We start from the raw sequence: 25341 nt of genomic DNA, 5'->3' as shown, positions 1-25341 counted from the left end.
CGGCGGAGCGCAGCATCTTCGGGGTATAGCGCAGCCTGGTAGCGCACTAGTCTGGGGGACTAGTGGTCGTCGGTTCGAATCCGGCTACCCCGACCAAACATCAAGCCCATGACGTCATGTCATGGGCTTTTTTGTTGCGCCGCAACATTGCATTTTTGTGTCTACGACCGCCTGGGAGGATATGCATATCGGCATATCGCGATGCAGCATGAACGGCGCACCAGCGTCCACGTTCTGCAGTCCGGTTCGCTATGGACGTGGGTCACGCAATGGTGCTAAGTGTCCGAAAACACTCCGAAACATTTTGTCCAGATTCAAACGTGGATCACGGTTCGTTAACGCGATATCGACGAACTTGAATCAATAGGCCAACGCTGTCAAAAAAATGGCGTGCGGTCTCTTGCGGTGCGATTTTTCTGTGCGATAGTGCAGTGCAACACGCGTCACCTGTCGTGATCCCGATGTCCCGGGATGAATCCTCTGTCGTACGTTCGTGCTGGCGCGTTTGGCCGGTTGAATGCTGCGCGAGCCGCTGTCCCACCCAACCGAGGCAGCCAGCCACACGCATGAAGAAACTGATCGGACGATTTTGTCAGGCGCTCAGCCTGGCGTTGATCTGCTCGATGACACTGGGCGCTTGCAGCACCGGTAAGGACATGGCGACCTCGTTGCCGCTGCCTGACCCGCTCGCAATGTCGGCAGTGCAGCCCGAGTATCGGCTTTCGCCAGGCGACCTGTTGCTGGTCAAGGTCTTCCAGATCGACGATCTGGAGCGGCAGGTCCGTATCGATCAGAACGGCCACATTTCGTTGCCGCTCATTGGCGATGTGAATGCGGCCGGCATGGGCGTCGGTGAGCTGGAAAAGATGGTGGCCGACCGGTATCGCAACGGCTATCTGCAAAATCCGCAGGTGTCGGTGTTCGTGCAGGAGTCCAACGGCCGTCGCGTCACCGTGACCGGGGCGGTCGACGAGCCGGGCATTTATCCGGTGATCGGCGCCAACCTGACCTTGCAGCAAGCCATTGCGCAGGCCAAGGGTGTGAGTACGGTCGCCAGCCGCGGCAACGTCATCGTGTTTCGCATGGTCAACGGGCAGAAGATGCTCGCGCGGTTCGACCTGACCGAAATCGAGAAGGGGACCAATCCGGATCCTGAGATTTATGGCGGCGACATCGTCGTGGTGTACCGCTCGGATGCGCGCGTGTGGTTGCGCACCATGCTCGAACTGACTCCTCTTGTGATGGTGTGGCGCGCTTACCGATGAGCATGAATTCCGACAATCGTTCCTCTTCGTCTCAGCGTCATGGGCATCTCGAACTTGCCGATGTGGGGTTGCTCGATTACTGGCGCGCCCTGGTATCGCAGCGTTGGTTGATTATCGCGATCGCACTGGCGGCATTGCTGCTGGCGCTGGCCATCACGTTGCTCATGCCGGAGAAGTACCGCGCGACCAGCACGCTGCAGATCGAACGCGATTCGCTGAACGTGGTGAATGTCGACAACCTGATGCCGGTGGAGTCGCCGCAGGATCGCGACTTCTACCAGACCCAGTATCAGTTGCTGCAGAGCCGTTCGCTGGCACGTGCCGTGATCCGCGAAGCCAAGCTCGACAAGGAGCCGGCGTTCAAGGACCAGGTGGACGAGGCGCTGGAGAAGGCCGCGGCGAAGAATCCCGAAGCGGGGAAATCGGTCGATTCGCGTCAGGCGATCGTCGAGCGCAGCCTTACCGACACGTTGCTGGCCGGTCTGGTGGTCGAGCCCATCCTCAATTCGCGCCTGGTCTACGTCAATTACGATTCGCCGGACCCGGTGTTGTCGGCCAAGATCGCCAACACGTATTCAAAGATGTTCATCATCAGTACGCAGGAACGCCGCATGAAGGCGTCCTCGTTTGCGACCAAGTTCCTTGCCGAGCGACTGGAGCAGTTGCGCAGCAAGGTCGAAGACTCTGAAAAGTCGCTGGTTGCGTACTCGACCGACGAGCAGATTGTGTCGGTGGGCGACGACAAACCTTCGTTGCCGGCGCAGAACCTGACCGATCTCAACGCCTTGCTCGCTTCTGCGCAGGATGCCCGTATCAAGGCCGAGGCCGCCTGGCGCCAGGCATCCAGTGGCGATGGCATGTCGTTGCCGCAGGTGCTCAGCAGTCCGTTGATCCAGAGCCTGCGTAGCGAGCAGGTGCGTCTCACCGCCGAATACCAACAAAAGCTATCGACCTTCAAGCCGGACTACCCGGAAATGCAGCGTCTGAAGGCGCAAATCGAAGAGTCGCGTCGGCAGATCAACGGCGAGGTCGTCAACGTGCGCCAGTCGCTGAAGGCGACCTACGATGCGTCCGTGCATCAAGAGGACTTGCTCAACGAGCGCATCGCCGGTTTGCGGAACAACGAGCTGGATCTGCAGGGCCGCAGCATTCGTTACAACATGCTCAAGCGCGACGTCGACACCAACCGTCAACTCTACGATGCGCTTCTTCAGCGCTACAAGGAAATCGGCGTGGCAGGCAATGTCGGCGCCAACAACGTGACCATCGTCGATACCGCAGATGTGCCTACGTCGAAGACTTCGCCGAAACTGAAATTGAACCTCGCCTTGGGCCTGATCTTTGGCGTATTCCTAGGCTTGGCTGTGGCGCTCGTGCGGTACTTCTTGCGCGTCAATGGCCAGGAAACGCGGCTGAACTGACATCGTGATGTTGCAAAACGATGGTTAATTAAAGTGACAACTGATTCAGCGTGGAAAAGGTGGGATCCCGTATGTTTCGGGCTCCTTCGTTTGAAAGTTTGTCTCTGTTGAAACAAAGGGCTGTCGAGTGATCTGGGGTCGGTAGGTTTACCGCGGTGATCGCTTGGCGGAGATGATTGAAAGCTCGCGTGCGATTCGTATGTTCCCCCGCATGCGTCGTATCGAGTTTGGAGGACATCCCCATGCTTTTGGCAGACTTGAGTAGCGCGACCTACACAACTTCCTCGCCGCGATTGTTGTCCAAATATTCGGCTGCGGCCGATCTGGTTCTGCGCGTGTTCGACCTGACCATGGTTGTGGTGTCCGGTCTGGTCGCTTACCGCATCGTGTTTGGTTCCTGGGTGCCGGCAGCGCCGTATCGGCTGGCGATCGCCACAACGTTGCTGTATTCGGTCATCTGCTTTGCGCTGTTTCCGCTGTACCGCAGCTGGCGCGGCCGTGGCTTGTTGAGCGAACTGATGGTGCTGGGCGGTGCATTCGGCGGCGTGTTCGCGCTGTTTGCCGTGCATGCGCTGATCGTGCAGGTGGGCGAGCAGGTGTCGCGCGGCTGGATCGGCTTGTGGTTCGTCGGCGGCCTGGCCTCGCTGGTGGCTGCACGCACGGTGCTGCGTGGCTTTCTGAACCATCTGCGTACCCAAGGCGTGGACGTGCAACGCGTGGTGGTGGTGGGGCTGCGCCACCCGGTGATGAAGATCAACCACTACCTGAGCCGTAACTCGTGGGTCGGCATGAACCTGGTCGGTTATTTCCGCACTCCCTACGACATCGCCGTGACCGAACAGCGTCAGTCGCTGCCGTGCCTGGGCGAGCCGGACGCGTTGATCGACTATCTGAAGGAAAATCAGGTCGAACAGGTCTGGATCTCGCTGCCGCTGGGCGAACGCGACCACATCAAGCAGCTGTTGCAGCGCCTGGACCGTTACCCGATCAACGTCAAGCTGGTGCCTGACCTGTTCGATTTCGGTCTGCTCAATCAGTCCGGCGAACAGATCGGCAACGTGCCGGTGATCAATCTGCGTCAGGGTGGTGTGGACCGCGACAATTACTTCGTGGTGGCCAAGGCGTTGCAGGACAAGATCCTGGCCGTGATCGCGCTGCTTGGCCTGTGGCCGCTGATGGCCGCCATTGCAGTGGGCGTCAAGTTGAGCTCGCCGGGCCCGGTGTTCTTCCGCCAGCGCCGTCATGGACTGGGTGGCCGTGAGTTCTACATGTTCAAGTTCCGCTCGATGCGTGTGCACGACGACCATGGCACGACGATTCAGCAGGCGACCAAGAACGACGCACGTATCACGCGTTTCGGTGCGTTCCTGCGCCGCAGCAGCCTGGACGAATTGCCGCAGATCTTCAACGTGCTGGGTGGCAGCATGTCAATCGTCGGGCCGCGTCCGCACGCTGCGCAGCACAACACGCACTACGAAAAGCTGATCAACCATTACATGCAGCGTCACTACGTCAAGCCAGGCATCACCGGTTGGGCGCAGGTGAACGGTTTCCGTGGCGAAACCCCGGAACTGCGGACGATGAAAAAGCGTATCCAGTACGACCTCGATTACATCCGCCGTTGGTCGTTGTGGCTGGATATCCGCATCATCGTGCTGACCGCTGTACGCGTCCTCGGACAGAAGACCGCGTACTGATGACGGCGGGGAGCGTGCGAACTGGCGCGTCCGGCGCCGCGGGCGGCTGCATCGCAGCCGCCCTTTTCAGGCAGGCATGTGCATGCTGATTCGAATGAGCGCGGAAACTCGCGTGCGCTGGCATAACCTGTTGATCGAGCTGACGTTGCTGGTCGGTGTGGGTTACAACCTGGTGCTGGCGTTCATCAACGCGAACGTGTTCACCGTGCGACCGGTGATCACCTATGCGGTCGAGTTCATGGTTTACGCGGCTTGCTTCCTGCTTGGCATGGGCTCGTTGAGCCGCAAGCGGATCGCCCTGATCGTCAGTGGACTCGGGTTGATCGTCACGCTGATGTTCGTGCGGTTCTTGGTGAACTGGCAGATCGATCCCAAGTTTTTCCGCGACGCCCTGGTGGTGTTCGCCTTCGTCGTGCTTGGCTCTGCCTACACCGGCTCGGTGCCCAAGCTGTTTATCCGCATGACCATCATCGTTTCGCTGGTGGCAGCATTCGAGCTGGCGATGCCAGTCAAATACGGCGATCTGATCAATCCAAAGAGTTTCTTCGTCAACGCGCGCGGCATGAGCGCCGAGGGCTTTTGGAACGAAGACAGTAATCTGTTCGTCAGCGCCACCCGGCCGGGCGAGCGTAACTTCCTGCCGGGCTCCAATCTGCCGCGCGCCTCCTCGATGTTCATCGAGCCGGTGACGATGGGCAATTACATCTGTTTTTTCACCGCGATCGTGCTGGTGTTCTGGCGTTGGATGCGACCGGCGGCACTGATCCTGTCGGTAGGGTTGATCGGCTTCATGATCGTCGCCTCGGACGGACGATTGGCGGCGGGCACCTGTGTCTTGATGGTGCTGCTGACGCCGCTATTGAAGCGGCTGGATCAGCGGCTGGCCTTCCTGGTGTTTCTGCTGGTGATCATGAGCGCATGGCTGCTGGTCTGGGTCACGGGCATCACCGCGTACCAGGACACCACGATGGGGCGTGTGTTCTTCACCGTTTATTCGATGAATAACCTGTCGTTCGAGTCGTGGATGGGGCTGGATTTTGCACAGGCGTATCGTTACTTCGACAGTGGCATTTCGTACTTCATCGCATCGCAATCGATCGTGGGCGTGCTGGCCTTCCTGCTGGCCTATTCGTTTCTGCTGCTGATGCCGAGCAAGGAAGGGCAGCTCTTCAAGAACCTGGCGATCTTTGCGTTCGCATTGAGCCTGCTTGTTTCCAACGGCTACTTCTCGATCAAGACCTCGGCGTTGTGGTGGTTCGTCTGTGGTTGCATGTGGCACATGCTGCCGACCTGGTCTGCGTCCGGCACGCAGACTGCCTCGATCAAGGACGATCCAACGGCAGATGGCGCGCAGTTGCCATCGCCTGCGGGAGCGGCACGATGAGCGTGTCGACAATGCCGGCGTCGCCGTCGGCTCTGCCGGCCGCCGACGCGCAGCTCACGACCAGCGGTCGCGTCCGCGACCCGCGCATCGATGCCACCAAGGCCATCGCGATCCTGCTGGTGGTGTTCTGTCATGCCAAGGGCGTCCCGCATGGCATGACCTTGTTCGCCTACAGCTTCCACGTGCCGCTGTTTTTCCTGGTATCCGGTTGGCTGGCAGCCGGCTATGCGTCGCGCAATACCGGCTTGACGCAGACGATCAGCAAGCAGGCACGTAGCCTGCTCCTGCCATACGTCACCTTTTATCTGCTGGGCTATGTCTACTGGTTGCTGACCCGCAATATCGGCGAGAAGGCTGCGCGCTGGGGAAGTCACCCGTGGTGGGAGCCCATCGTGGCGATGTTTACCGGTGTCGGCCCGGACCTGTATGTGCAGCCTCCGCTGTGGTTTCTGCCCGTCATGTTGGTGACCGTGGTGAGTTACATGGTCTTGCGCCGCCTGATGTCGCCGATCCTGATCGCAGGGCTGGCATTGATCGTGGCATGGTTCTGGATGAACTGGGTCCCGGCCCAGCACGTGCGGATTTTTTTCGGTTTGGACGTGCTACCGGTGTCGTTATGCTTTTACGCATTGGGCGCCTTGCTGATCTACCTCTCGCCACGCCTGCCGACATCCTTGGCCGGCAGCGCCCTGGCAACGGTCGTGTTGGCATTGGCGGTGGCCTGGCTGGCCCAGGCCAATGGGCGAATCGACGTCAACATGCTCGAGTTCGGACACAATTACGCGCTGTTCCTGGTTAGCGCGTTGCTTGGTTCGTTGATGGTGATCTGCGCGGCGCGGCTGGTGCAGAGATGGGCGTGGCTGCAGTGGATCGGCCGCAACACCTTGCTGATTCTCTGTACGCACATGTTGGTGTTCTTCGTGCTGTCCGGTGTCGCGGCCTTGGCTGGTGGATTGGGCGGCGCACGTCCGGGGCTTGGTTGGGCGATCTTCGTCACGCTGTTCGCATTGGCCGCCAGCGTGCCGCTGCGTTGGATCCTGATGCGCTTCGCCCCGTGGGCGCTGGGTGCGCGCCCGGTGGCGGCATGAGCGGCGCTTTGGCATGACAAGCGGATTCTCTTCACCACACGATATGCGTGCGCATGACCTCGCGGACGCCAACGCGGCGCCTGCGCTGACGCGCGATTGGCAGATCGACGCCGCCAAAGCGCTGGCCATCGCGCTGGTGGTGCTGGGCCATGCCAGCGGCATGCCGCCAGCGTACAAGCTGTTCGCTTACAGCTTCCATGTGCCGCTGTTTTTCGTGTTGTCGGGCTGGGTTGGCGAGCGTTTTGGACATCGGGCGTTGACGGCGGCATCCGTCGCGAAGCTGGCGCGCACATTGCTCGTGCCGTACCTCGCTTTTTTCATGGTCGCCTATGCGCTGTGGCTGTTGACTGCTGCGATCGACGGGCATGCGGGGCATCCGCAGACGCGCCCGTGGTGGCACCCGCTCACGGGATTGCTGTGGGCCAATGGGTCACGCCTGTATGTGCTTCCCGCGCTGTGGTTTTTGCCCGCGCTATTTGTCACAACGCTGGCTTACATCGCGTTGCGTGCGCGATTGAGTGCGGCCGCGGTGGCGGCGATCAGTCTGCCACTAGCACTGGCGTGGGCGGGGTGGTTCCCTTCGCTGCAGCAGCGTTTGCCGCTCGCGCTGGATGTGCTGCCGGTCGCGCTGTTCTTCATTGCCTTTGGCGGTTGGCTATCGCGGTTCGCCGATGCGTTGCGATCGCTGCGCGCGCAGGTGTGGGCACTTGCCTTGTTGCCGCTGGCCGCACTGTGGTGGTGGTTGGCCCGGTGGAACGGGCAGGTGGACGTGAACAACCTGCAGTTCGGGCAGTCGGCTGCCGTCTTCCTGCTGGTCAGTCTGCTCGGAACGGCGATGACGTTTTGCCTCGCCCATTTCATTCGGCGTCTGCGCTGGGTGCAATGGATCGGTACCAACACCTTGCTGATTCTGTGCACGCATACCCTGGTTTTCTTGGTGACCACCAGCGTGGTTGCGCGTACGGGCCTGATCGCACGCAGCGCAATCGGCACACCTGCCTGGGCGTTGGGGCTGAGCGCGTTCGCGATTGCTGCAAGCGTGCCGATGCGCGCGGTCCTGGTGCCGATGGCGCCGTGGATGCTGGGGTTGAAACGCAAATGACGAATTTTCAGAATCATCAGCCGTCGCAGCAACTGAGTGCGCGCCGCTGGCAAAGGAGAGTGGCGTAATGAAAGTGGTGCATGTCGTCCGCCAATTCCATCCTTCGATCGGGGGCATGGAAGAGGTCGTTCTCAATGTTGCCCGCCAACACCAAGCCACGAGCGCCGATACGGTCGAGGTCGTGACGCTGGATCGTGTGTTCACCGATCCGGGTGCGCAGCTTGCGGCGCAGGACACGCATCAAGGGCTGTCGATCCGGCGGATTGGCTATCGCGGCTCGTCGCGCTACCCGCTGGCGCCCTCGGTGCTTGGTGCGATTCGTTCGGCCGATGTCGTGCATCTGCATGGCATCGACTTTTTTTACGACTATCTGGCATTGACCAAGCCGCTGCACGGCAAGCCGATGGTGGTGTCCACGCACGGCGGGTTTTTCCATACCGCCTACGCATCGCGCATGAAGCAGCTGTGGTTTCAAACGCTCACGCGCACCTCGGCACTGGCTTATGCACGGGTGATCGCCACCAGCGAAAACGATGGCGATCTGTTCGCCAAGGTGGTGGCACCGGCGCGGCTACGGGTGATCGAAAACGGTGTGGACGTAGAAAAATATGCAGGGCAGGGGGCGACCACGCCCGGCCGGACCATGCTGTATTTCGGGCGCTGGTCGGTCAACAAGGGGCTGATCGAAACCCTGGAGTTGTTGCAGGCGGCGCTCAAGCGCGACCCGCAATGGCGGTTGATCATTGCCGGCCGCGAATACGATCTGAACGAGGCGGATCTGCGCAAGGCGATCGCCGAGCGCGGGCTGCAGGACAAGGTGCAGCTGAGCATGTCGCCCTCGCAGGAGCAGTTGCGCGCATTGATGCAGCAGGCGCAGTTCTTCGTGTGCCTGTCGCGGCATGAAGGCTTTGGTATTGCGGCGGTGGAAGCGATGAGCGCGGGCCTGATTCCAATCCTCAGCGATATTCCGCCATTCGTGCGGCTTGCCAGCGAATCGGGCCAGGGCGTGATCGTCAACCGCGACAGGATCGAAGCGGCAGCAGATCAGGTACAGGCGCTTGCGTTGCAGTCCGACAGCGATTTCGATACCCGTCGCTCGGCGTCCATGGCCTATGTGAGCCGCTATGACTGGAAGCACGTGGTCGGGCGCTACGTCGACGAATACCACGACGCGTTGGGCATTCCGCGCGTGCAGGAGGCTGTGCGATGAGCGCGCCAGCTTCTGCGTCAATGACGCGTGCGGCAACACAGCCGCAGGTGACGGTGCTGTTTTCCACTGAAAAGCCCAATGCCAACACCAACCCGTACCTGACCCAGCTCTACGACGCGCTGCCTGCCGCAGTGCACCCGCGTTTCTTTTCGATGCGCGATGCATTGCTGTCGCGTTACGACGTGTTGCATCTGCACTGGCCCGAATACCTGCTGCGCCATCCGACCACTGCCGGCACCTTGGCCAAGCAGGTCTGCGCTGCGCTGTTGTTGCTCAAGCTGCAGCTGACCGGCACGCCGGTGGTGCGCACCCTGCACAATCTTGCGCCGCATGAGGACCGCGGCTGGCGCGAACGTAGCCTGCTGCGCTGGATCGACCGGCTGACGCGGCGCTGGATTCGCATCAATGCCACCACGCCGCCACGTCCGCCGTTCACCGATACGATTCTGCACGGCCATTATCGCGACTGGTTCGCGAGCATGGAGCAGGGCAGCACGGTGCCCGGGCGGCTGCTGCACTTTGGTCTGATTCGCCCCTACAAAGGTGTCGAAACCTTGCTGGAGGTCATGCGCGGGATGAACGATGCGCGTCTCAGCCTGCGTATCGTCGGCAATCCGGCCACGCCGCAGATGCGCACCTTGGTGGAGGACGCCTGCGCGCAGGATCCGCGGATCAGCGCTTTGCTGGCCTATGTGGAAGAGCCGGTGCTGGCGCGCGAAGTCAGCGCGGCCGAACTGGTGGTATTGCCGTATCGGCAGATGCATAACTCCGGCACGTTGCTGCTGGCGTTGTCGCTGGCGCGTCCGGTGCTGGCGCCGTGGAGCGAATCCAATGCGGCCATCGCCAAGGAAGTCGGCCCCGGTTGGGTGTTCCTGTACGAAGGCGAGTTCGATGCCGCGCTGCTGACGGGCGTGCTGGACAAGGTGCGTGCTGCGCCGCGCGGCCCGGCGCCGGATCTCTCGCAGCGCGACTGGCCGCGGATCGGGCAGTTGCATTACCGCACCTATCTGGAAGCGCTGGGCAAGGATGGAGACGCCGCGCTGTGACCGCAGAGACACCTACGATGACATCTTCCACGCCGCCGCCACCGCCACAGCGCAGTCTGGGGTCGCGCGCCGCCGGCGGCGCAGCGGTGACCATGCTTGGCCAGTCGGCCAAGATGGTGGTGCAGTTCGGCGGCATCATTCTGTTGGCGCGCTTGTTGACGCCCTACGACTACGGTCTGATGGCAATGGTCACTGCCATCGTCGGCGCCGCCGAGATCCTGCGCGATTTCGGCCTGTCGGCCGCAGCGGTGCAAGCCAAGCAAGTGAGTCGCGAGCAACGCGACAACCTGTTCTGGATCAATAGCGGCATTGGTCTGGCGCTGTCGCTGGTGGTGTTCGCCTCGGCGCATCTGATTGCGAACTTCTACAAAGAGCCGGCCCTGGTGACGATTTCCCAGGCGCTGGCGGTGACCTTCCTGATCAATGGCATGACCACGCAATACCGCGCGCACCTGAGTCGCGGGCTGCGCTTCGGGCAGGTGGCGCTAAGCGATGTGGGCTCGCAGGTGCTCGGTCTTGGCGCAGCGGTTGCTGCTGCGCTACTGGGCTGGGGCTATTGGGCGCTGGTGGTACAGCAGGTGGTGCAGGCCGGTGTCAATTTCATCATCGCCGCGAGCTGCGCGCGTTGGTTGCCGGGTGGCTACCAGCGTTCGGCGCCGATGCGCGATTTCATGAGTTTCGGCTGGAACCTGATGGCGGCGCAGTTGCTCGGGTATGCCAGTCGCAACGTGGGCCAGGTGATCATCGGTTGGCGGACAGGACCGGACGCGCTGGGCTTGTACAACCGCGCATTCCAGTTGCTGATGATGCCGTTGAACCAGATCAATGCGCCTGCCACCAGCGTGGCGCTGCCGGTGTTGTCGCAGCTGCAGGACGACCGCGAGCGCTTCAGCGCGTTCCTGCTGCGCGGGCAGACCGTGATGGTGCACCTGATCTTCGCGCTGTTCGCGTTCGCCTGCGCACTGGCGATGCCGCTGATCGTGCTGGTACTGGGCGAGCAGTGGCGTGAGGCGGTGCCGCTGTTCCAGGTGCTGACACTGGGCGGCATCTTCCAGACGGCGGCCTATGCAACGTATTGGGTATTCCTTGCGCGGGGACTGATGCGCGCGCAACTGGTGTATTCGCTGGTCAGCCGCGTGCTGCTGATTGCCTGCATTTTCGTCGGTTCGCGCTGGGGCGCGATGGGGGTGGCGATCGGCTATTCGTTCGGTCTGTTGGTGACCTGGCCGCTGTCGCTGCTATGGATTGGCAAGATTTCAGACGCGCCGGTCGGAGCTCTCTTCACCAATGCGCTGCGCGCCATGGTCGCCTACGGCGTGGCGGGTGGCAGTGCGTATTACGCCTCCATCACGGTTGGCGGCCCGCTGTGGGAGCAACTGGCTGTCGGCGCAGTGACGATGCTTGCCGTTTGCCTGCTTGCCTTGGCGATCTGGCCTGCATTCCGCCGCGATGTGGTTGCCATCGTCAACATCCGCAAGCTGCTGACGCAGGCCAAGGCACCTCGATGAGTCGACGTTGTCTTCGCCTGCAGTCGGTCATGCTTTTTCTCACTCATTCATAGGACACGGCCCATGAGCGACACACCCGCCGCCGCTTCCGGCATCCGCCGGCCCTGCTATCTGGTCTTGTCCGCCCACGATTACCGCACGCCCCGGCGCGCCAATATCCACTTCATCACCGATCAACTGGCATTGCGCGGGACCACGCGGTTCTTCTCGCTACGTTACAGCCGGTTGTCGCGCATGAAGGGCGATATGCGGCTGCCGCTGGACGAGACCGCAAACACGGTCGTCTCGCACAAGGGCGTCGACTGTTATCTGTGGCGCACGACCGTGCATCCGTTCAATACGCGCCGTCCGTGGCTGCGGCCGGTCGAGGATGCGATGTTCCGCTGGTATGCCGCGCATCCGCCGCGCCAGTTACTCGACTGGATGCGCGAGGCGGATGTGATCGTGTTCGAAAGCGGCATTGCGGTCGCTTTCATCGAACTGGCCAAGCGCGTCAATCCTGCAGCCAAACTGGTGTACCGCGCGTCAGACGGACTGAGCACGATCAATGTTGCGTCGTATATCGAACGCGAGTTCGACCGCGTGGCACCCAAGCTCGATGTGATTGCACTGGTATCGCCGGCAATGGCAGAAGAAATCGCCAGCCGCGACAATGTCTATCACGTTGGCCATGGTGTAGATCACAACCTGGATCAACTCGGCGACCCGTCGCCGTACGGCGAGGGCATCCACGCAGTGGCCGTCGGTTCGATGTTGTTCGATCCGGAATTCTTCGTGGTTGCCAGCAAGGCCTTCCCGCAGGTGACGTTTCATGTGATCGGCTCGGGCATGGGCCGGCATCCAGGCTATGGCGATAACGTGGTGGTCTATGGCGAGATGAAACACGCCGAGACCATTGGCTACATCAAACACGCGCGGTTCGGGATTGCGCCGTATGCCTCCGAGCAGGTGCCGGTCTACCTGGCCGACAGTTCGATGAAGTTGTTGCAATACGACTTTTTCGGCTTGCCTGCTGTGTGTCCGAATGCCGTGGTGGGGCCGTATCAGTCGCGTTTCGGCTACACTCCGGGCAACGCCGATTCTGTCGTTGCAGCAATCGGCCGCGCCCTGGAAGCACCGCGCGTGCGTTATCGCCAGTGCCTGAATTGGTCCGACACCACCGATCGCGTGCTGGATCCCAGTGCGTATCCGGAAACCCGGTTGTATCCACGGCAAAGCGCAGCGGTGCATACCTCGTCGGAGGCTGCGTTTTCGCACTGATGCGGCGCACATTTTTTCTTTAGGAGACTCATACGTTATGGCCAACGCCTTGCTGCAGAAATGGATAGAACATGCAGAACGTCGTGCGCTGTTCTGGTGGCAGCCCAAGAACGCTGGCGTGAATATGGGAGATCACCTGTCCAAGGTGATCGTCTCCTGCGTGCTGTCGTTGCAGGACAAAACGCTGATCGAGAAGCGGGATCTGAGCAAGAAGCTGATCGCGATCGGCTCGGTACTGCACTTCGCCAAAGACGGCGACACCGTCTGGGGTAGTGGCATCAACGGCAAGATTCCTGGCGAGCGCAACACCTTCCGTACGCTCGATGTCCGTGCGGTGCGTGGGCCGAAGACGCGCAAGTTTCTGCTTGACCGCGGCATCGCAGTGCCGGAAGTGTATGGCGATCCCGGGCTGCTGACGCCGATGTTCTTCCCGGCCGATGCGCTCGGCGCGATCAACAAGCGCCCGTTCGCCATCGTTCCGCACTTCAACGAGCCGGTCGAAAAGTACAGCGCGTACAAGGACCACCTGGTATTTCCCAACGTCAAGCCCGCAACCTTCATGAGCGCGTTGCTTGGCGCCGAGTTGGTGATCAGTAGCTCGCTGCACGGCCTGATCCTTGCCGAAGCCTATGGAATCCCGGCGGTGTATCTGGACTGGGGCAACGGCGAAGATCGCTTCAAGTACGACGACTACTACAACGGCACCGGGCGTATGCAATGGCATTCCGGCAACAGCGTGGAAGAGTGTCTGCAGCTGGGCGGCAACGGCGATTTCGATCTGGAAAGGCTGCAGGCTGGACTGTTGGCTGCCTTCCCTTACGACCTTTGGTGATTCGATGATGCAGGGCCAGCGCGTGGATGTGGAAACAACGGGGATTGCCAGCGGGGCCACGCCGCCGGGTGTGGTGATTCCGTTAGGCGGCTTTCCGGTGTTGTCCACTACGCAGGAAGCCTTCGCGCTGGATCTATTTCATGCGCTGGCCGCCCGCCAGCCGCGGCGGGTGTTCTTTGCCAATACCAATTTCATCGTGCAGTGCCAGGCGCTACGGATGCGCATGCGCGAGCCCAGCGTGCGTATCGTCAACGACGGGATCGGCATGGATCTGGCTGCGCGGCTGATCCACGGCCGCCGCTTTGCCGGCAACCTCAATGGCACCGACCTGATTCCGTATCTGTGCCGCGAGAGCGCGCAGCCGCTGAAGTTCTTTCTGCTGGGCGGCCGTCCGGGTGTGGGCAAGACCGCTGCGGCGACGCTGACCGGGACCTTGGGGCAGCAGGTGGTCGGCATGTGCGACGGTTATGGCGAATTTGCGGCCGCGGGCGAGGGCCTGGCCGAGCGCATCAATCGCTCCGGTGCCGATGTGCTGCTGGTGGCGTTCGGCAACCCGCTGCAGGAGCGCTGGATCCTGGACCACAGCCATGCGCTGAGCGTGCCGCTGGTGTTTGGCGTGGGCGCGTTGCTCGATTTCCTGTCCGGCACCGCCAAGCGTGCGCCCGAGTGGGTGCGAGGCCTGCATATGGAATGGATGTATCGGCTGCTCAACGAGCCACGCCGTTTGCTCAAGCGCTATAGCTGGGATCTGCTGGTGTTCTTCCGCACCTGTCTGCGCGCAGGAAAGCAGCTACCCTGATGCAGGGGGAATGCGTCTGGCCTAGCATGCACGCATGCATCCGACCGCCGCCGCCCTGATCCGCTCGCTGGACCTCGCCCCGCATCCGGAAGGCGGGCACTATCGCCGCGTCTACGCCTCTGCACGTCAGGTGACCGACAACGGCCAGACCCGTCCGGCAATGACCGCCATCCGTTTCCTGCTGAGTGCGGACGAATGCAGTGCATGGCACCGCGTGGATGCGGAAGAAACCTGGCATTGGCAGCTCGGCGATGCGTTGGAACTGCTGATCTACGACACCTGCACCGAGCAAGTGCAGCATGTGATCGTGGATGCCGCCGAACGCGGCGAGCCGATGCATGTGGTGCCGGCAGGCTGCTGGCAGGCGGCACGCTCGCTCGGCGATTTCACCCTGGTGGGATGCACGGTATCGCCGGGATTTGTCTGGGAAGGATTTGCGCTGCTCGACAAGGCCTCGCCGTTGGCCGCACACCTGGCGACGCTGCTGCCACGCTAATCATCGACGGCGCTTGCGGTTCCGAACGCTTCCCTAACGCGGCTGCTGCCGGCTTGGCGTACTGTCCGCCTCAGACAGGGGGCGACACACCATGCAATGCAAGGTCGCAGGATGGGGAATGGGTTTGACGCTGGTGTCGCTGCTGGCGACCGCCAGTGAAGCTGCGCCGCCCAAGGTGGCGGCGCCGGCACCAGCAGTGGTGGATCTGGAGGCCATGGTCGTGCGCGGCGTGCAGCCCGGGCCGGGCTTGTGGAAGGTCAGCAAGGGCGATCATGTGTTGTGGATCCTGGGCACCTTGTCGCCGTTGCCGAAGCGACTGCAGTGGCAGTCGACCGAAGTGGAGACCATCATCGGCCAGTCCCAGCAGGTGCTGGAGGCGCCAACCGTGCAGGTGGATGCGGACATGGGATTTTTCGGCAAGCTGACCTTGCTGCCGTCGGCCATGAAAGCGATGAAGAATGAAGACGGACGCGAGCTGCGCGACATTTTGCCGGCCGACCTGTATGCGCGCTGGAGCGTGTCCAAGGCGCGCTATCTCGGCAGCGACCGCGGCGTGGAGCGCAAGCGCCCGATGCTGGCCGCCGGCGAGTTGTATCAGGCGGCAATCAAGCGCTCCGGCCTGGCCCGTTCGCCGGTGGTTTGGCCGGTGGTGGAACGCGCGGCCAAGCGCGCGGGGATCAAGCCGACCCCGACCGCGCTCGATTACAAGATCAAGGATCCACGTCAGGCGCTCAGGGAATTCCGTGCGGGAGGAATGGACGATACCGCGTGTTTCCGCAGCATTCTGGTCACGGTGGAACGCGATCTGCCGACGATGGTGGAGCGCGCCAATGCCTGGTCGGTGGGCGATATCGAGGCCTTGCGTCAGCTGCCGCGCGAAGACCCGCAGGCCGCCTGCATGGGCGCAATGGCCAGCTCTGGTGCCGCAAAAAAACGCGGCATCGACGATCTGGAGCGGCGCATGCGCGAGCATTGGCTGGGCATCGCCACCGCCGCGTTGCAACGCAATCGCAGCACTTTTGCGGTGCTGCCGATCAGCCGGCTGACCGCGCCGGACGGCTATCTGGCACGCCTGCAGGCGTTGGGCTATGCCGTGGAAGCGCCTTGAGCCGATGTCGCCGCGTGCGCCAGGGGTGTCATGCAGCACGAGCACAGGAGCTGGCATCGATCCAATGGATGCGGCAGGCGGCTGTTGCGCGGCGTGCGTCGCGGTGCTTGCGCTTAGATGTGTATCGGCATGCATGGCGGTGGGCCTGCCGATGTGGCCAGGGTATGCTGCGCGCCTTCACGTTTTGAGAGCTGCGCGTTGAACGCATTGCCGCTGCGCATTCTGGGCACCGGGCGCCATGTTCCGGCGACGGAAGTGACATCGCACCAGTTGGACGAGCGCTGGCAGTTGCCGGCCGGAACAACGTTCGCGCGTCTGGGCGTGCAGACGCGCCATTACGTGGGCGAGGGCGAGACCGCAGCGTCGATGGGGGCAGCCGCTGCGCAACAGGCCTTGGCCAGCGCCGGGCTCGATGCCAGTCGGATCGATTGCCTGATCTCCGCCTGCAGCGTCATGGAGCAGCCGATTCCCTGCCAGGCAGTGCTGATCCAGCGCGCGCTCGGCCTCGGCGATTCGGGCGTACCCGCATTCGACGTCAATGCCACCTGCCTGAGTTTTCTGGTGGCCCTGGACATGGCGGCCAACGCACTGGCGCTAGGCCGGTACGAGCGCGTGCTGATCGTCTCCAGCGAAGTCGCATCGGCCGGGCTGGATGCAGCGACGCCGGCCACGGCCGGCTTGTTCGGCGATGGCGCAGCCGCAGTGGTCGTTGGCCGCAGCGACGCAGGGCAGGGCTCGGCGCTGCTCTCCAGCCGGCTGTCCAGTTATGGCAATGGCGCGGAGCTGTGCCGCATTCGCGGCGGCGGCACGCGTTATCCGCACGGCGAAGACAGCGCGCCCGATGCTTCGCGCGTGTTCTGCATGGACGGACGCGGCGCCTACCGTTTCGCCGCGCGGCATCTGCCGGCGTTCTGGGAACAACTGCTGCACGAGGCCGGCACCACGACTGCTGCCTTGCGCTGCCTGGTGCCGCACCAGGCCTCCGGCGGCGGCCTGGATCATGTGGTGCAGACCTTGGGACTGCGCCCCGATCAGGTGGTACGCATCCTGCAAACCACCGGCAATCAGGTTGCCGCGTCGTTGCCGCATGCGCTGCATCATGCACGCGTCGAGCTGGGCCTGCAGCGCGACGATCTGTTCGCGCTGCTTGGCACCGGGGCAGGGCTTGCCATCGGCGGCATGGTGTTGCGCTACTGATGCCGGTACGCGTGTCGCTCGAGCTGCTGCGCGTGGGCCACTGTCGCCATTGCGAACGCATGGTGCGCGCCGATGGTCACTGGCACGCGGTGGAATTCCCCGCATTGAGCGTGCTGATCCGGCATCCGCAGCGCGGCGCGCTGTTGTACGACACCGGCTACGCGGCGCATTTTTTCCGCGCCACCGATCCCTGGCCGGAGCGCCTGTACCGCTGGACCACGCCAGTAAACTTGCCCGTCGACGAAACCCTGGGCGCGCAGTTGAGTAAACGCGGCGTGTCGCTGGATGACATCGCCTGGTGTCTGATTTCGCATTTCCACGCCGACCATGTCGGCGGTCTGCGCGATCTGCCGAATGCGCGCTTCATGTGCCTGCGCGCGGACTACCAGCAGTTGCGTAGCTGCTCGCGCGTGGGCGGGTTGCGCCGGGCCTTGCTGCCGCAGCTGCTGCCCGACGACTTCGACCAGCGGCTGCAGTTTGCCGACCAGGCTCCGCAGCGCGCGTTGACTGGAGCCTGGCAGGGGCTCGGCCCGGCTTACGATCTGTTCGAGGACGGCAGCGTGCTCGCGGTATCGCTACCCGGACACGTGCCCGGCCAGATGGGGCTACGGGTACGCGACCAGCACGACCGCGAGGTGTTGCTGTGTGCGGACGCGGTATGGTCCTCGGCCACCTGGGCCACGCTGCAATGGCCGGCCTGGCCCACGCGCCTGCTGATGCACGACTGGTACGCATTCCAGCGCACCGTGCATCGCTTGCACGCCTTGTCGCACGCCCATCCGGAGCTGGCGATCCTGCCCTCGCATTGCCAGCCGAGTCTTGACCGTTATCAACCGGAGTGGCGATGAGCCTGCGCATTCTTGTGACCGGTGCGTCCGGTTTTGTCGGTGGTGCGTTCCTGCGGCGCTTTCAGGAGCAGCCAGGTGTCGAGATTCGAGGCATCGGTCGTCGCGCCAGCGATCTTCCCAACTACCATCGCATCGACCTGAGCCGGGCGTTTGCGCTGGACTGGCAACCGGATGTGGTGATTCATGCAGCTGCGTTGGCCTCGCCATGGGGCACGCGTGCGCAGTTCCAGCTGCACAACGTCCAGGCCACCGCCAATGTCATCGACTTCTGCAAACGCAACGGCTGCCCACGCCTGCTGTATGTCTCCTCCAGTTCGGTGTTCTATCGCGAAGCGCATCAATACGATCTGGACGAAGACAGCCCGATCGGCCCGGCGTTCGTCAATACTTACGCAGAAACCAAATATCTTGGCGAAACCCTGCTCGATGCCTATCCGGGGCAGAAGTGCGTCCTGCGCCCGCGTGCGGTGTTCGGGCCCGGCGACACGGTGCTGTTTCCACGCGTGATCGCCGCCGCGCGCAAGGGCGCGTTGCCACGTTTCGTCGGCCAGACCCGGCCGGTGATCGGCGACCTGATCTATATCGATACGCTGTGCGATTACCTGTACCGCGCGGCCACCGCGCCGCAGTTGCAGGCTGCCTACAATCTCACCAACGCACAACCGGTGGACCTGCAGCACGTGTTGTTGGAGGTGCTGGCGCGCCTGCAGCTGCCGTTGCCACGGCGCGAGGTACGCATCGGCACCGCGTTGCGCATGGCCAGCGTGGTGGAGGCGGTATATCGCGGGCTGCGGCTGCGGGGCGAGCCGCCGATCACGCGCTTCGGCGTTGGCGTGTTCGCGTATTCCAAGACCTTCGATCCGCGCCGCACGCTTGCCGATCTTGGCCCGCCCAGTGTTGGCCTGGACGCGGGTGTGGACGCCTTCGTGCGCTGGCAGGCAGCACAGTGGACCTGATCGTCCCAATCCTGGCAGCGCTGTATCTGGCCGTGCTGCTGGTCAAGACGGCGGCCGCGCTGTGGGTCGTGCGCGGCGAACGGGTGAGGTCAGCGCACAGTGCCGTTGCAACACCGGCCGAGGTGGCGATCCTGCAGCCCATTCTTGGTGGCGATGCGCATTTGCAAGAGGTGCTTGCCGCCAACGTGCAGGCATTGCCGCAGGCGCAGTTCGTCTGGTTGCTGGATGCCGACGATGGCCCGGGAAACGCCGCTGCCGATGCAGTCGTTGCGCTATATCCGCAGCTGCGTATCGCGCGCATGCTGGTGCCCCCGGCGCCACCTGGCATCAACCCCAAGGCCTGGAAACTCGATTACGCGCTGCCGCACATCGATGCGCCTGTGAGCCTGATTCTCGACGACGATGCGCACCTTGGCGACCGTGCGCTGTCGCAACTGTTGCTGGACCTCGCGCATGCCGATGTGGTCACCGCACTGCCGTATTACCGCGACGGCGCCACGCTGGCCGGGCGCCTGTTGGCGCAGTTCGTCAACAACAATGCCGCGCTCACGTACCTGGGCTGGCTGCCATTCGCAGCGCCGTTGACCATCAACGGCATGTGCTATGCCGCGCGCACCGAACAACTGCGCCGCTGGGGTGGCTTTACTGCATTGCTGGAGCAACTGACCGACGATCTGGCCTTCGCGACCCTGGTGCGCGACCGCGGCGGGCGGCTCTGGCAATCCATTGCGCCGGTGGCGATGCGTACCGCCATGCCCGACCTGCGTGGATATGTGCGCCAGATGCATCGCTGGATGCTGTTCGCATCGATCCTGCTAGGCCGTCAACGCCTGCGCGTACGCAGCGCCATCGGCGTGTTGCAGGGGCTGCCGCCGGTGCTGCTGCTGGCCATGCTGGTCTGCGCTTGCGTGCAGCACACCTGGCCGGCTGCACTCTGCGTGCTGATCGTTTTGCTGGCACGCGCGCTGCTGCTGTGCGGTGTGCAATGGCGCGTCACCGGCGCCGTTCGCCATCGCCTGCTGCTGTCGCTATGCGCCGAATGTCTGCAGCCGCTGCATCTGCTGCACGCAGCGCTGGTGCGTACCATCCGCTGGCGCACGCGGCGTTACCGTGTGTTTCCCGATGGGTGCTTTCGTGCGGAGTGAGTCGGGCCCGCTGCAGATCGCCTTTCTCACCGGGCAAAGCGATCCGGCAAGCTGCGCCTTGAGTACGGAACAGGGCGCATTTCTGCGACAGCTGCAGGGCACAGGCCGGCAGTTGGTGGATTGCAATTATCCGTACCGCCGCAATAGCGCGCCGCACCGGCGCACGCCGTTGTGGCGTGCCAGCCTGTCCAATGCGCGGCAGTATCTTGCGGCCCGACATGCCCGCCTTGCCGAGGCCGACCGCAAGCGTGTGCATGCACTGCTGGATCAGAGGCCGATGACGCTGCTTCTTGCCGGCAGCTGCGGGCTGCAGCTATTGACCGCATTGCGGTTGCCGGATGCGCTGCGCGCACGTCTGGCGGTTTTTGCGTACGGCCCGGTGTGTGATGCGCCCGCCGTGTTCGGCCAGCTGTGCGTGGTACAGGGCCGCAGCGACTGGATCTCTCGCGCACTGTTCGATGGGCAGGTCGATGCCAGGCCTGCGTGCGGACACATGGCGTACCTGCATAACGCCGAGGTGCTTGCCGAGTGCCAGCGCTTTGTCGCGCAGATCGAACGGAAGCGACAGGGCGTAGCGCATGCGCATTGATCTGATCGCACCGCCATACAGCGGCCATCTGCATCCCATCCTGGCGATCGCGCAACAACTCGCGGCGCAGCACGAGGTATGCGTCATCAGCACGCCTGCCGCGCAGGCGCGCATCGAGGCATGTGGGCTCACCGCTGCCAGCGTGCTGGATGCGCATGCCGATCGCGTGCTGCTTTCCATCGCAAACCCGCCGCATGCAGTGGGCCACAACCCGGTGCGCCTGCGTCGGCAGCTGCACAGCGCACTCGGGCTCATGGCACAGCTTGGCGAAGCGCTACAGCAGCGCTTCGCCAAGCGGCGGCCGGATCTGGTGATCGTCGACTTCACCCTGCCCAGCGCAGGACTGGCCGCCCAGACGATGGACATTGCCTGGTGGACCAGCATGCCGTCGCCGTGCGTGATCGAAACCACGGATGGGCCGCCCGCCTACTTTGGTGGGTTGCTGCCTGCGACCACGCCCTTGCAGCGTGTCTGGCATGCAGCGGCGCGCCGGCTCACGCGTGGTTTCAAGCGGACTCTGCACCGTTGCTATCGGCGCCGGATGCGCGCTTGCGGGTTGCCGGCGATCTATCGCAGCGATCGCAGCGAGGCGGTGTATTCGCCGCAGTGCATCCTGGCCCTGGGAGTCCCGTCGTTCGAGCTGGCGCAACGTTGGCCGACGGCAGTGCGCTTTGTCGGGCCGCAGTTATGCACGCCGCCGTCGTCGGTGACGGCGCCCCCCTTCGTCGACGGTCGCCGGCATGTGCTGGTGACGCTGGGCACGCATCTGCAATGGGTCAAGCAGCGCATGGAGGGCGTGTTGCGTGCGCTGGCGCCGCAGTTCCCGGAGGTGGTCTTCCATTTCAGCGACGGCGACACCGGCGCTCCGCTGCAGCCGGGGCAGGGCAACTATCAGCGGCTGCCGTACGTGGATTACGCGCAGCATCTGCACCGCTACGCATTGGTGATCCACCACGGCGGTGCCGGCATTCTCTACGCCTGCCTTGCCGCCGGACTGCCGGCGATCGTCTATCCGCTGGATTACGACCAGTTCGACCACGCCGCCCGCCTGCAGGTGGCTGGTGCTGCCTGGTGGTTGCGCGATCTGGATGGGTTGCCGGCGTTGCTGCGTGAGGCGCTCGGTGCTGACGAGGTAACACACGGCGTGCACCGGCTGCAGGCGGAGCTACAACTGATTCAATCGCAGGCGCGCATCGTGCACCTGGTGGAGGGCTTCGCGCGGACTGGCGCGGTGCCGCCGATGTAAGGCGGCACGCGCCACAAGGAGCCTGGCAGGCGCGATCAGCCTGCCGCAGCGTTCAACGCAGGCGGCAGGCTGATCGTCAGCTGCGGCCAGCGCTTGAGCACGGCGGCGCGAATGCCGGCTTGGTCGATGCCGGCTTCCGCAAGCAGGTCTTCGCGGCTGGCGTGATGCTGGAAGCTGTCCGGCAGGCCCAGGTGCAGCATCGGCATGGTAACGGCTTCGGCGTTGAGCAGTTCTGACACGCCAGAACCTGCGCCGCCGGCAACCACGTTGTCTTCGATCGTGACGAAGCCATCATGGGTTTTTGCCAGCTCCAGCAGCAGCGCCTTGTCGAGCGGCTTGACGAAGCGCATGTTCACCACCGTCAGCCCCAGTTCGCGCCCGACCGCCTCGGCCGCATCCACCATCGCGCCGAAGCCGAGCAGGGCGATGCGGGTGCCGCTGTGGCGCAGCTGCGCCTTGCCGATCGGCAACGTGGCAAGCGAGGTGTCCAGTGCTGCGCCGGGACCGGTGCCACGCGGGTAGCGCACCGCCGCCGGGCCCTGGTATTGCACGCCGGTGCTCAGCATCTGACGGCATTCGGCCTCGTCGGCAGGCGCCATCACCACCATGTGCGGCACGCAGCGCAGAAAGCTCAGATCCAGATTGCCGGCATGGGTGGCGCCATCCGGGCCGACCACGCCGCCGCGATCGATCGCGAACAGCACATCCAGTTGCTGCACCGCCACGTCGTGCACCAGTTGGTCGTAGCCGCGCTGCAGGAACGTGGAATAGATCGCGACCACCGGCTTGGCGCCCTGGGTCGCCATGCCGGCGGCCAGCGTGACCGCGTGCTGCTCGGCAATGGCTACATCGAAATAGCGCTGCGGATATTCCTTGCTGAAACGCACCAGGCCCGAGCCCTCGCGCATCGCCGGCGTGATCACCAGCAACTTGGGTTCGGCGGCGGCCATGTCGCACACCCAGTCACTGAAGACGTCGGTGTAGGTCGGCTTCTTGGCGCCGGTCTTGGCGACCAGGCCCTTGCTTGGATCGAACGGGCCAACGGCGTGGTAGCCGATCTGATCGCCTTCGGCCAGTTCGTAGCCCTTGCCCTTGGTGGTGATGACGTGCAGCAGTTGCGGGCCCTTGAGCGTCTGCAGGGTCTTCAGTGCGCCGACCAGGCTGGGCAGGTCGTGGCCATCGATCGGGCCGGTGTAATGGAAGCCCATTTCCTCGAACAGCGTGGATGGCACGAACATGCCTTTCCAGTGTTCTTCCCAACGCCGCACGAAACGCGCGGTGGGGTTGTTCTTCTTGTCGCCGAGGATCTTCTTGCCGCCTTCGCGGATCGCATTGAGCGTGCGGCTGCCGCTGGCGCGCCCCAGCATCTTGGTCAGCCCGCCCACTGCTTCGGAGATCGACATGCGGTTGTCGTTGAGGATCACCAGCAGATTCGGTTCCGGGTCCATGCCGCCGGCGTGGTTGAGCGCTTCGTAGACCATGCCGGCGGTCATCGCGCCGTCGCCGATCACCGCCACCACCTTGCGGTCGTCGCCGTTGCGCTGCGCAGCGATGGCCATGCCGAGCGCGGCCGAAATCGAGGTCGACGAATGGCCAACGCCAAAGGTGTCGTAGATGCTTTCCTCGCGCTTGGGAAACGGCGCCACGCCGTCCTTCTGCTTGACCGTGTGGATCTGGTCGCGCCGGCCGGTGAGGATCTTGTGCGGGTAGGTCTGATGCCCGACGTCCCAGACCAGCTGATCGACCGGCGTCTGATACAGGTAGTGCAGGGCGACGGTGAGCTCGATCACGCCCAGGCCGGCCGCGAAGTGCCCGCCGCTCTTGCCCACCGATTCGATCAGATAGGAGCGCAGTTCTTCGGCGATCGCGGTCAGCTCGGCTTCGTCGAAGCGGCGCAGATCGTCGGGGGTCTGGATGCGGGACAGGCGCGGATAGCGGGTGGTGTCGATCATCATCGTGTCAATCTTCTGAAGCCGTATTGTCCTCCCCATGCGAAGGCCCGGCAAGCAAACCGGTTCAGCTGTCAGCGGGAAGTGATGGGCGCGCGCACCGTGACGCCTGGCGCGCGCGACGCTCACCCGACACCTGCGGCAATCTGCCGCACCTGGCGATGTGCTGGTTGCGCCGTGTCTCCGCGATCCCTTGGCTCCGCGCCTCTGCGTAAGGGGCGGACACTGCGCCTCAAGGCGTCTCATGCATTGGATCGCGGTGGCCGGGTTCGATGTCACGTCGGACACCCGGTGCGCCGGTGAAGCCGCCAACGCCGCTGCGCGAGTGGGACAACGGCACGCGCGTCCAGGCTCAACCACCCGCGGCTGTCTTGGCACGCCTTGCAAGCTTGCGTGCCACTGACCAGCCAGCAGCCGCAACAAATGGACAGTCGGCTTACAGCGACAGTTTGGAGCGCTTGGGCAGCTGCGCGCGCAAAAAGGCCATCTGATCGGACAGGATGTTGCGGTTGGACAGGATCAGGTGCTCGATCCAGCTCGGCCGGTAGGGCACCGCCAGCAGCGGCATATGCGCCTGTTGCGGCGTGCGGTTGGCCTTGCGCGAATTGCACTGGAAACAGGCGGTCACCACGTTTTCCCAACTGTCGCGACCGCCTTTGGACACCGGCATGACGTGGTCGCGGGTCAGGTGCGGGCGGCTGAAATGCTGGCCGCAGTACATGCACAGCTGCGAATCGCGCGCGAACAGCGCGGTGTTGCTGAGGGTCGGGGTCGGGTCCAGCGCGCGCGAACGGGCGTGCCCGCGCGCGGCGATGATGGGGTGCAGTTCCAGCGTGCTGCGCTCGCCGGTCAGCCGCGAGATGCCGCCGTGGATCTGCATGCAAGGCTCGCCCAGCGTCCACGACACCGCATCGCGGGCGTATAGGCAGGCGGCGTCTTGCCAGTTGATCCAATCCAGCACGCGGCCGTGCGCATCGAGCGACAACAGGCGAAGCGTGGGGAGTTGGTGGATTGCAGCGACAGCGCTGCCCGCGTCCGGGGCATAGCTGCCTCCGGGGACGATCACATCACGAACGTGCGTGTCTGTCTCCATCGGGAAAACAGCTTATACCCGATCGTTGACAGTTTGTGTATCACAGCGAACGGCGTTGGCAGGTGTCTCCAAAATACTGGCTCAGTAAGTACTGTTGGCCGC

The 25341-nt window shown here is 63.4% G+C and carries 22 protein-coding genes and 1 tRNA gene; 21 read left to right on the top strand and 2 right to left on the bottom strand.

Features of this window, described 5'->3' with window-relative positions; all coding sequences use genetic code 11:
• The first annotated feature begins 19 nt into the window (after positions 1-19).
• The 21 genes from J7367_RS00270 to J7367_RS00170 all read left to right on the top strand — a co-directional run bounded on the left by J7367_RS00270 (position 20) and on the right by J7367_RS00170 (position 22197).
• Positions 20-96: transfer RNA gene (locus J7367_RS00270), tRNA-Pro, on the top strand.
• A gap of 470 nt (positions 97-566) precedes the next feature.
• Entirely contained in the window at positions 567-1265 is a 699-nt protein-coding gene (locus J7367_RS00265) for a polysaccharide biosynthesis/export family protein (protein ID WP_003484841.1), read from the top strand.
• On the top strand, positions 1247-2686 hold the full coding sequence (locus tag J7367_RS00260; protein WP_087945331.1) for a GumC family protein: 1440 nt from the start codon (positions 1247-1249) through the stop codon (positions 2684-2686). Before J7367_RS00265 ends, J7367_RS00260 begins: the two co-directional genes overlap by 19 nt.
• Before the next feature lie 242 nt (positions 2687-2928).
• Entirely contained in the window at positions 2929-4383 is a 1455-nt protein-coding gene (locus tag J7367_RS00255) for an undecaprenyl-phosphate glucose phosphotransferase (protein ID WP_005920304.1), read from the top strand.
• A 94-nt stretch (positions 4384-4477) separates the two neighbouring features.
• The gene (locus J7367_RS00250) at positions 4478-5767 is read left to right on the top strand and encodes a polysaccharide biosynthesis protein GumE (protein ID WP_161797561.1); all 1290 of its coding nucleotides are present in this window, start codon (positions 4478-4480) and stop codon (positions 5765-5767) included.
• On the top strand, positions 5764-6855 hold the full coding sequence (locus J7367_RS00245) for an acyltransferase family protein (RefSeq protein WP_057661214.1): 1092 nt from the start codon (positions 5764-5766) through the stop codon (positions 6853-6855). The genes J7367_RS00250 and J7367_RS00245 overlap by 4 nt, the downstream gene beginning before the upstream one ends.
• A gap of 43 nt (positions 6856-6898) precedes the next feature.
• On the top strand, positions 6899-7957 hold the full coding sequence (locus tag J7367_RS00240) for an acyltransferase family protein (RefSeq protein WP_087942402.1): 1059 nt from the start codon (positions 6899-6901) through the stop codon (positions 7955-7957).
• Between the two features lie 67 nt (positions 7958-8024).
• Positions 8025-9167, top strand: a complete 1143-nt coding sequence (gene gumH, locus J7367_RS00235) for a GDP-mannose:cellobiosyl-diphosphopolyprenol alpha-mannosyltransferase (RefSeq protein WP_005920309.1) — start codon at positions 8025-8027, stop codon at positions 9165-9167.
• Entirely contained in the window at positions 9164-10213 is a 1050-nt protein-coding gene (locus J7367_RS00230) for a glycosyltransferase (protein WP_057661216.1), read from the top strand. The genes gumH and J7367_RS00230 overlap by 4 nt, the downstream gene beginning before the upstream one ends.
• Positions 10214-10230: 17 nt before the next feature.
• Complete coding sequence (locus tag J7367_RS00225; protein WP_057661218.1) at positions 10231-11721, top strand: lipopolysaccharide biosynthesis protein; 1491 nt, start codon at positions 10231-10233, stop codon at positions 11719-11721.
• Between the two features lie 63 nt (positions 11722-11784).
• Complete coding sequence (locus J7367_RS00220) at positions 11785-12981, top strand: glycosyltransferase (RefSeq protein WP_057661220.1); 1197 nt, start codon at positions 11785-11787, stop codon at positions 12979-12981.
• A gap of 37 nt (positions 12982-13018) precedes the next feature.
• Positions 13019-13813 (top strand): polysaccharide pyruvyl transferase family protein, encoded by a 795-nt coding sequence (locus J7367_RS00215; RefSeq protein ID WP_057661222.1) that lies wholly within the window; start codon positions 13019-13021, stop codon positions 13811-13813.
• 4 nt (positions 13814-13817) lie between these two features.
• Positions 13818-14612, top strand: a complete 795-nt coding sequence (locus J7367_RS00210; RefSeq protein WP_057661225.1) for a WecB/TagA/CpsF family glycosyltransferase — start codon at positions 13818-13820, stop codon at positions 14610-14612.
• A gap of 34 nt (positions 14613-14646) precedes the next feature.
• On the top strand, positions 14647-15108 hold the full coding sequence (locus J7367_RS00205; protein ID WP_057661227.1) for a cupin domain-containing protein: 462 nt from the start codon (positions 14647-14649) through the stop codon (positions 15106-15108).
• Between the two features lie 91 nt (positions 15109-15199).
• On the top strand, positions 15200-16216 hold the full coding sequence (locus tag J7367_RS00200; RefSeq protein ID WP_057661229.1) for a TraB/GumN family protein: 1017 nt from the start codon (positions 15200-15202) through the stop codon (positions 16214-16216).
• 198 nt (positions 16217-16414) lie between these two features.
• The gene (locus J7367_RS00195; protein WP_042806212.1) at positions 16415-17413 is read left to right on the top strand and encodes a 3-oxoacyl-[acyl-carrier-protein] synthase III C-terminal domain-containing protein; all 999 of its coding nucleotides are present in this window, start codon (positions 16415-16417) and stop codon (positions 17411-17413) included.
• Positions 17413-18261: an MBL fold metallo-hydrolase gene (locus J7367_RS00190; RefSeq protein ID WP_022559455.1), complete on the top strand. Its 849-nt coding sequence runs from the start codon at positions 17413-17415 to the stop codon at positions 18259-18261. Before J7367_RS00195 ends, J7367_RS00190 begins: the two co-directional genes overlap by 1 nt.
• Positions 18258-19217, top strand: coding sequence for an NAD(P)-dependent oxidoreductase (locus tag J7367_RS00185; protein WP_057661230.1), 960 nt, complete (start codon positions 18258-18260; stop codon positions 19215-19217). Before J7367_RS00190 ends, J7367_RS00185 begins: the two co-directional genes overlap by 4 nt.
• Positions 19208-20362, top strand: coding sequence for a glycosyltransferase (locus tag J7367_RS00180; protein ID WP_042675674.1), 1155 nt, complete (start codon positions 19208-19210; stop codon positions 20360-20362). Before J7367_RS00185 ends, J7367_RS00180 begins: the two co-directional genes overlap by 10 nt.
• Entirely contained in the window at positions 20340-20951 is a 612-nt protein-coding gene (locus tag J7367_RS00175) for a hypothetical protein (protein WP_057661232.1), read from the top strand. Before J7367_RS00180 ends, J7367_RS00175 begins: the two co-directional genes overlap by 23 nt.
• Positions 20941-22197, top strand: a complete 1257-nt coding sequence (locus J7367_RS00170) for a glycosyltransferase (RefSeq protein ID WP_057661234.1) — start codon at positions 20941-20943, stop codon at positions 22195-22197. Before J7367_RS00175 ends, J7367_RS00170 begins: the two co-directional genes overlap by 11 nt.
• 35 nt (positions 22198-22232) lie before the next feature.
• On the opposite strand, the gene dxs is transcribed toward J7367_RS00170, so the two are convergent.
• Entirely contained in the window at positions 22233-24149 is a 1917-nt protein-coding gene (gene dxs, locus J7367_RS00165) for a 1-deoxy-D-xylulose-5-phosphate synthase (protein WP_057661278.1), read from the bottom strand.
• A gap of 433 nt (positions 24150-24582) precedes the next feature.
• Positions 24583-25239: an HNH endonuclease gene (locus J7367_RS00160; RefSeq protein ID WP_007965971.1), complete on the bottom strand. Its 657-nt coding sequence runs from the start codon at positions 25237-25239 to the stop codon at positions 24583-24585.
• Positions 25240-25341 lie beyond the last annotated feature (102 nt).

Origin of the sequence: Xanthomonas sp. D-36-1, assembly GCF_017746155.1 — a bacterium.
Taxonomy (GTDB): Bacteria; Pseudomonadota; Gammaproteobacteria; order Xanthomonadales; family Xanthomonadaceae; genus Xanthomonas; species Xanthomonas cissicola.
This window is presented reverse-complemented; position numbering and strand designations above follow the sequence as displayed.

Bases quoted from the DNA above. Each gene is read 5' to 3' on its own strand.
- J7367_RS00265 (WP_003484841.1), top strand. From the start codon at position 567: ATGAAGAAACTGATCGGACGATTTTGTCAGGCGCTCAGCCTGGCGTTG.
- J7367_RS00255 (WP_005920304.1), top strand. From the start codon at position 2,929: ATGCTTTTGGCAGACTTGAGTAGCGCGACCTACACAACTTCCTCGCCG.
- J7367_RS00250 (WP_161797561.1), top strand. From the start codon at position 4,478: ATGAGCGCGGAAACTCGCGTGCGCTGGCATAACCTGTTGATCGAGCTG.
- J7367_RS00245 (WP_057661214.1), top strand. From the start codon at position 5,764: ATGAGCGTGTCGACAATGCCGGCGTCGCCGTCGGCTCTGCCGGCCGCC.
- J7367_RS00240 (WP_087942402.1), top strand. From the start codon at position 6,899: ATGCGTGCGCATGACCTCGCGGACGCCAACGCGGCGCCTGCGCTGACG.
- gumH (WP_005920309.1), top strand. From the start codon at position 8,025: ATGAAAGTGGTGCATGTCGTCCGCCAATTCCATCCTTCGATCGGGGGC.
- J7367_RS00230 (WP_057661216.1), top strand. From the start codon at position 9,164: ATGAGCGCGCCAGCTTCTGCGTCAATGACGCGTGCGGCAACACAGCCG.
- J7367_RS00225 (WP_057661218.1), top strand. From the start codon at position 10,231: ATGACATCTTCCACGCCGCCGCCACCGCCACAGCGCAGTCTGGGGTCG.
- J7367_RS00220 (WP_057661220.1), top strand. From the start codon at position 11,785: ATGAGCGACACACCCGCCGCCGCTTCCGGCATCCGCCGGCCCTGCTAT.
- J7367_RS00215 (WP_057661222.1), top strand. From the start codon at position 13,019: ATGGCCAACGCCTTGCTGCAGAAATGGATAGAACATGCAGAACGTCGT.
- J7367_RS00210 (WP_057661225.1), top strand. From the start codon at position 13,818: ATGATGCAGGGCCAGCGCGTGGATGTGGAAACAACGGGGATTGCCAGC.
- J7367_RS00205 (WP_057661227.1), top strand. From the start codon at position 14,647: ATGCATCCGACCGCCGCCGCCCTGATCCGCTCGCTGGACCTCGCCCCG.
- J7367_RS00200 (WP_057661229.1), top strand. From the start codon at position 15,200: ATGCAATGCAAGGTCGCAGGATGGGGAATGGGTTTGACGCTGGTGTCG.
- J7367_RS00190 (WP_022559455.1), top strand. From the start codon at position 17,413: ATGCCGGTACGCGTGTCGCTCGAGCTGCTGCGCGTGGGCCACTGTCGC.
- J7367_RS00185 (WP_057661230.1), top strand. From the start codon at position 18,258: ATGAGCCTGCGCATTCTTGTGACCGGTGCGTCCGGTTTTGTCGGTGGT.
- J7367_RS00175 (WP_057661232.1), top strand. From the start codon at position 20,340: ATGGGTGCTTTCGTGCGGAGTGAGTCGGGCCCGCTGCAGATCGCCTTT.
- J7367_RS00170 (WP_057661234.1), top strand. From the start codon at position 20,941: ATGCGCATTGATCTGATCGCACCGCCATACAGCGGCCATCTGCATCCC.
- dxs (WP_057661278.1), bottom strand. From the start codon at position 24,149: ATGATCGACACCACCCGCTATCCGCGCCTGTCCCGCATCCAGACCCCC.
- J7367_RS00160 (WP_007965971.1), bottom strand. From the start codon at position 25,239: ATGGAGACAGACACGCACGTTCGTGATGTGATCGTCCCCGGAGGCAGC.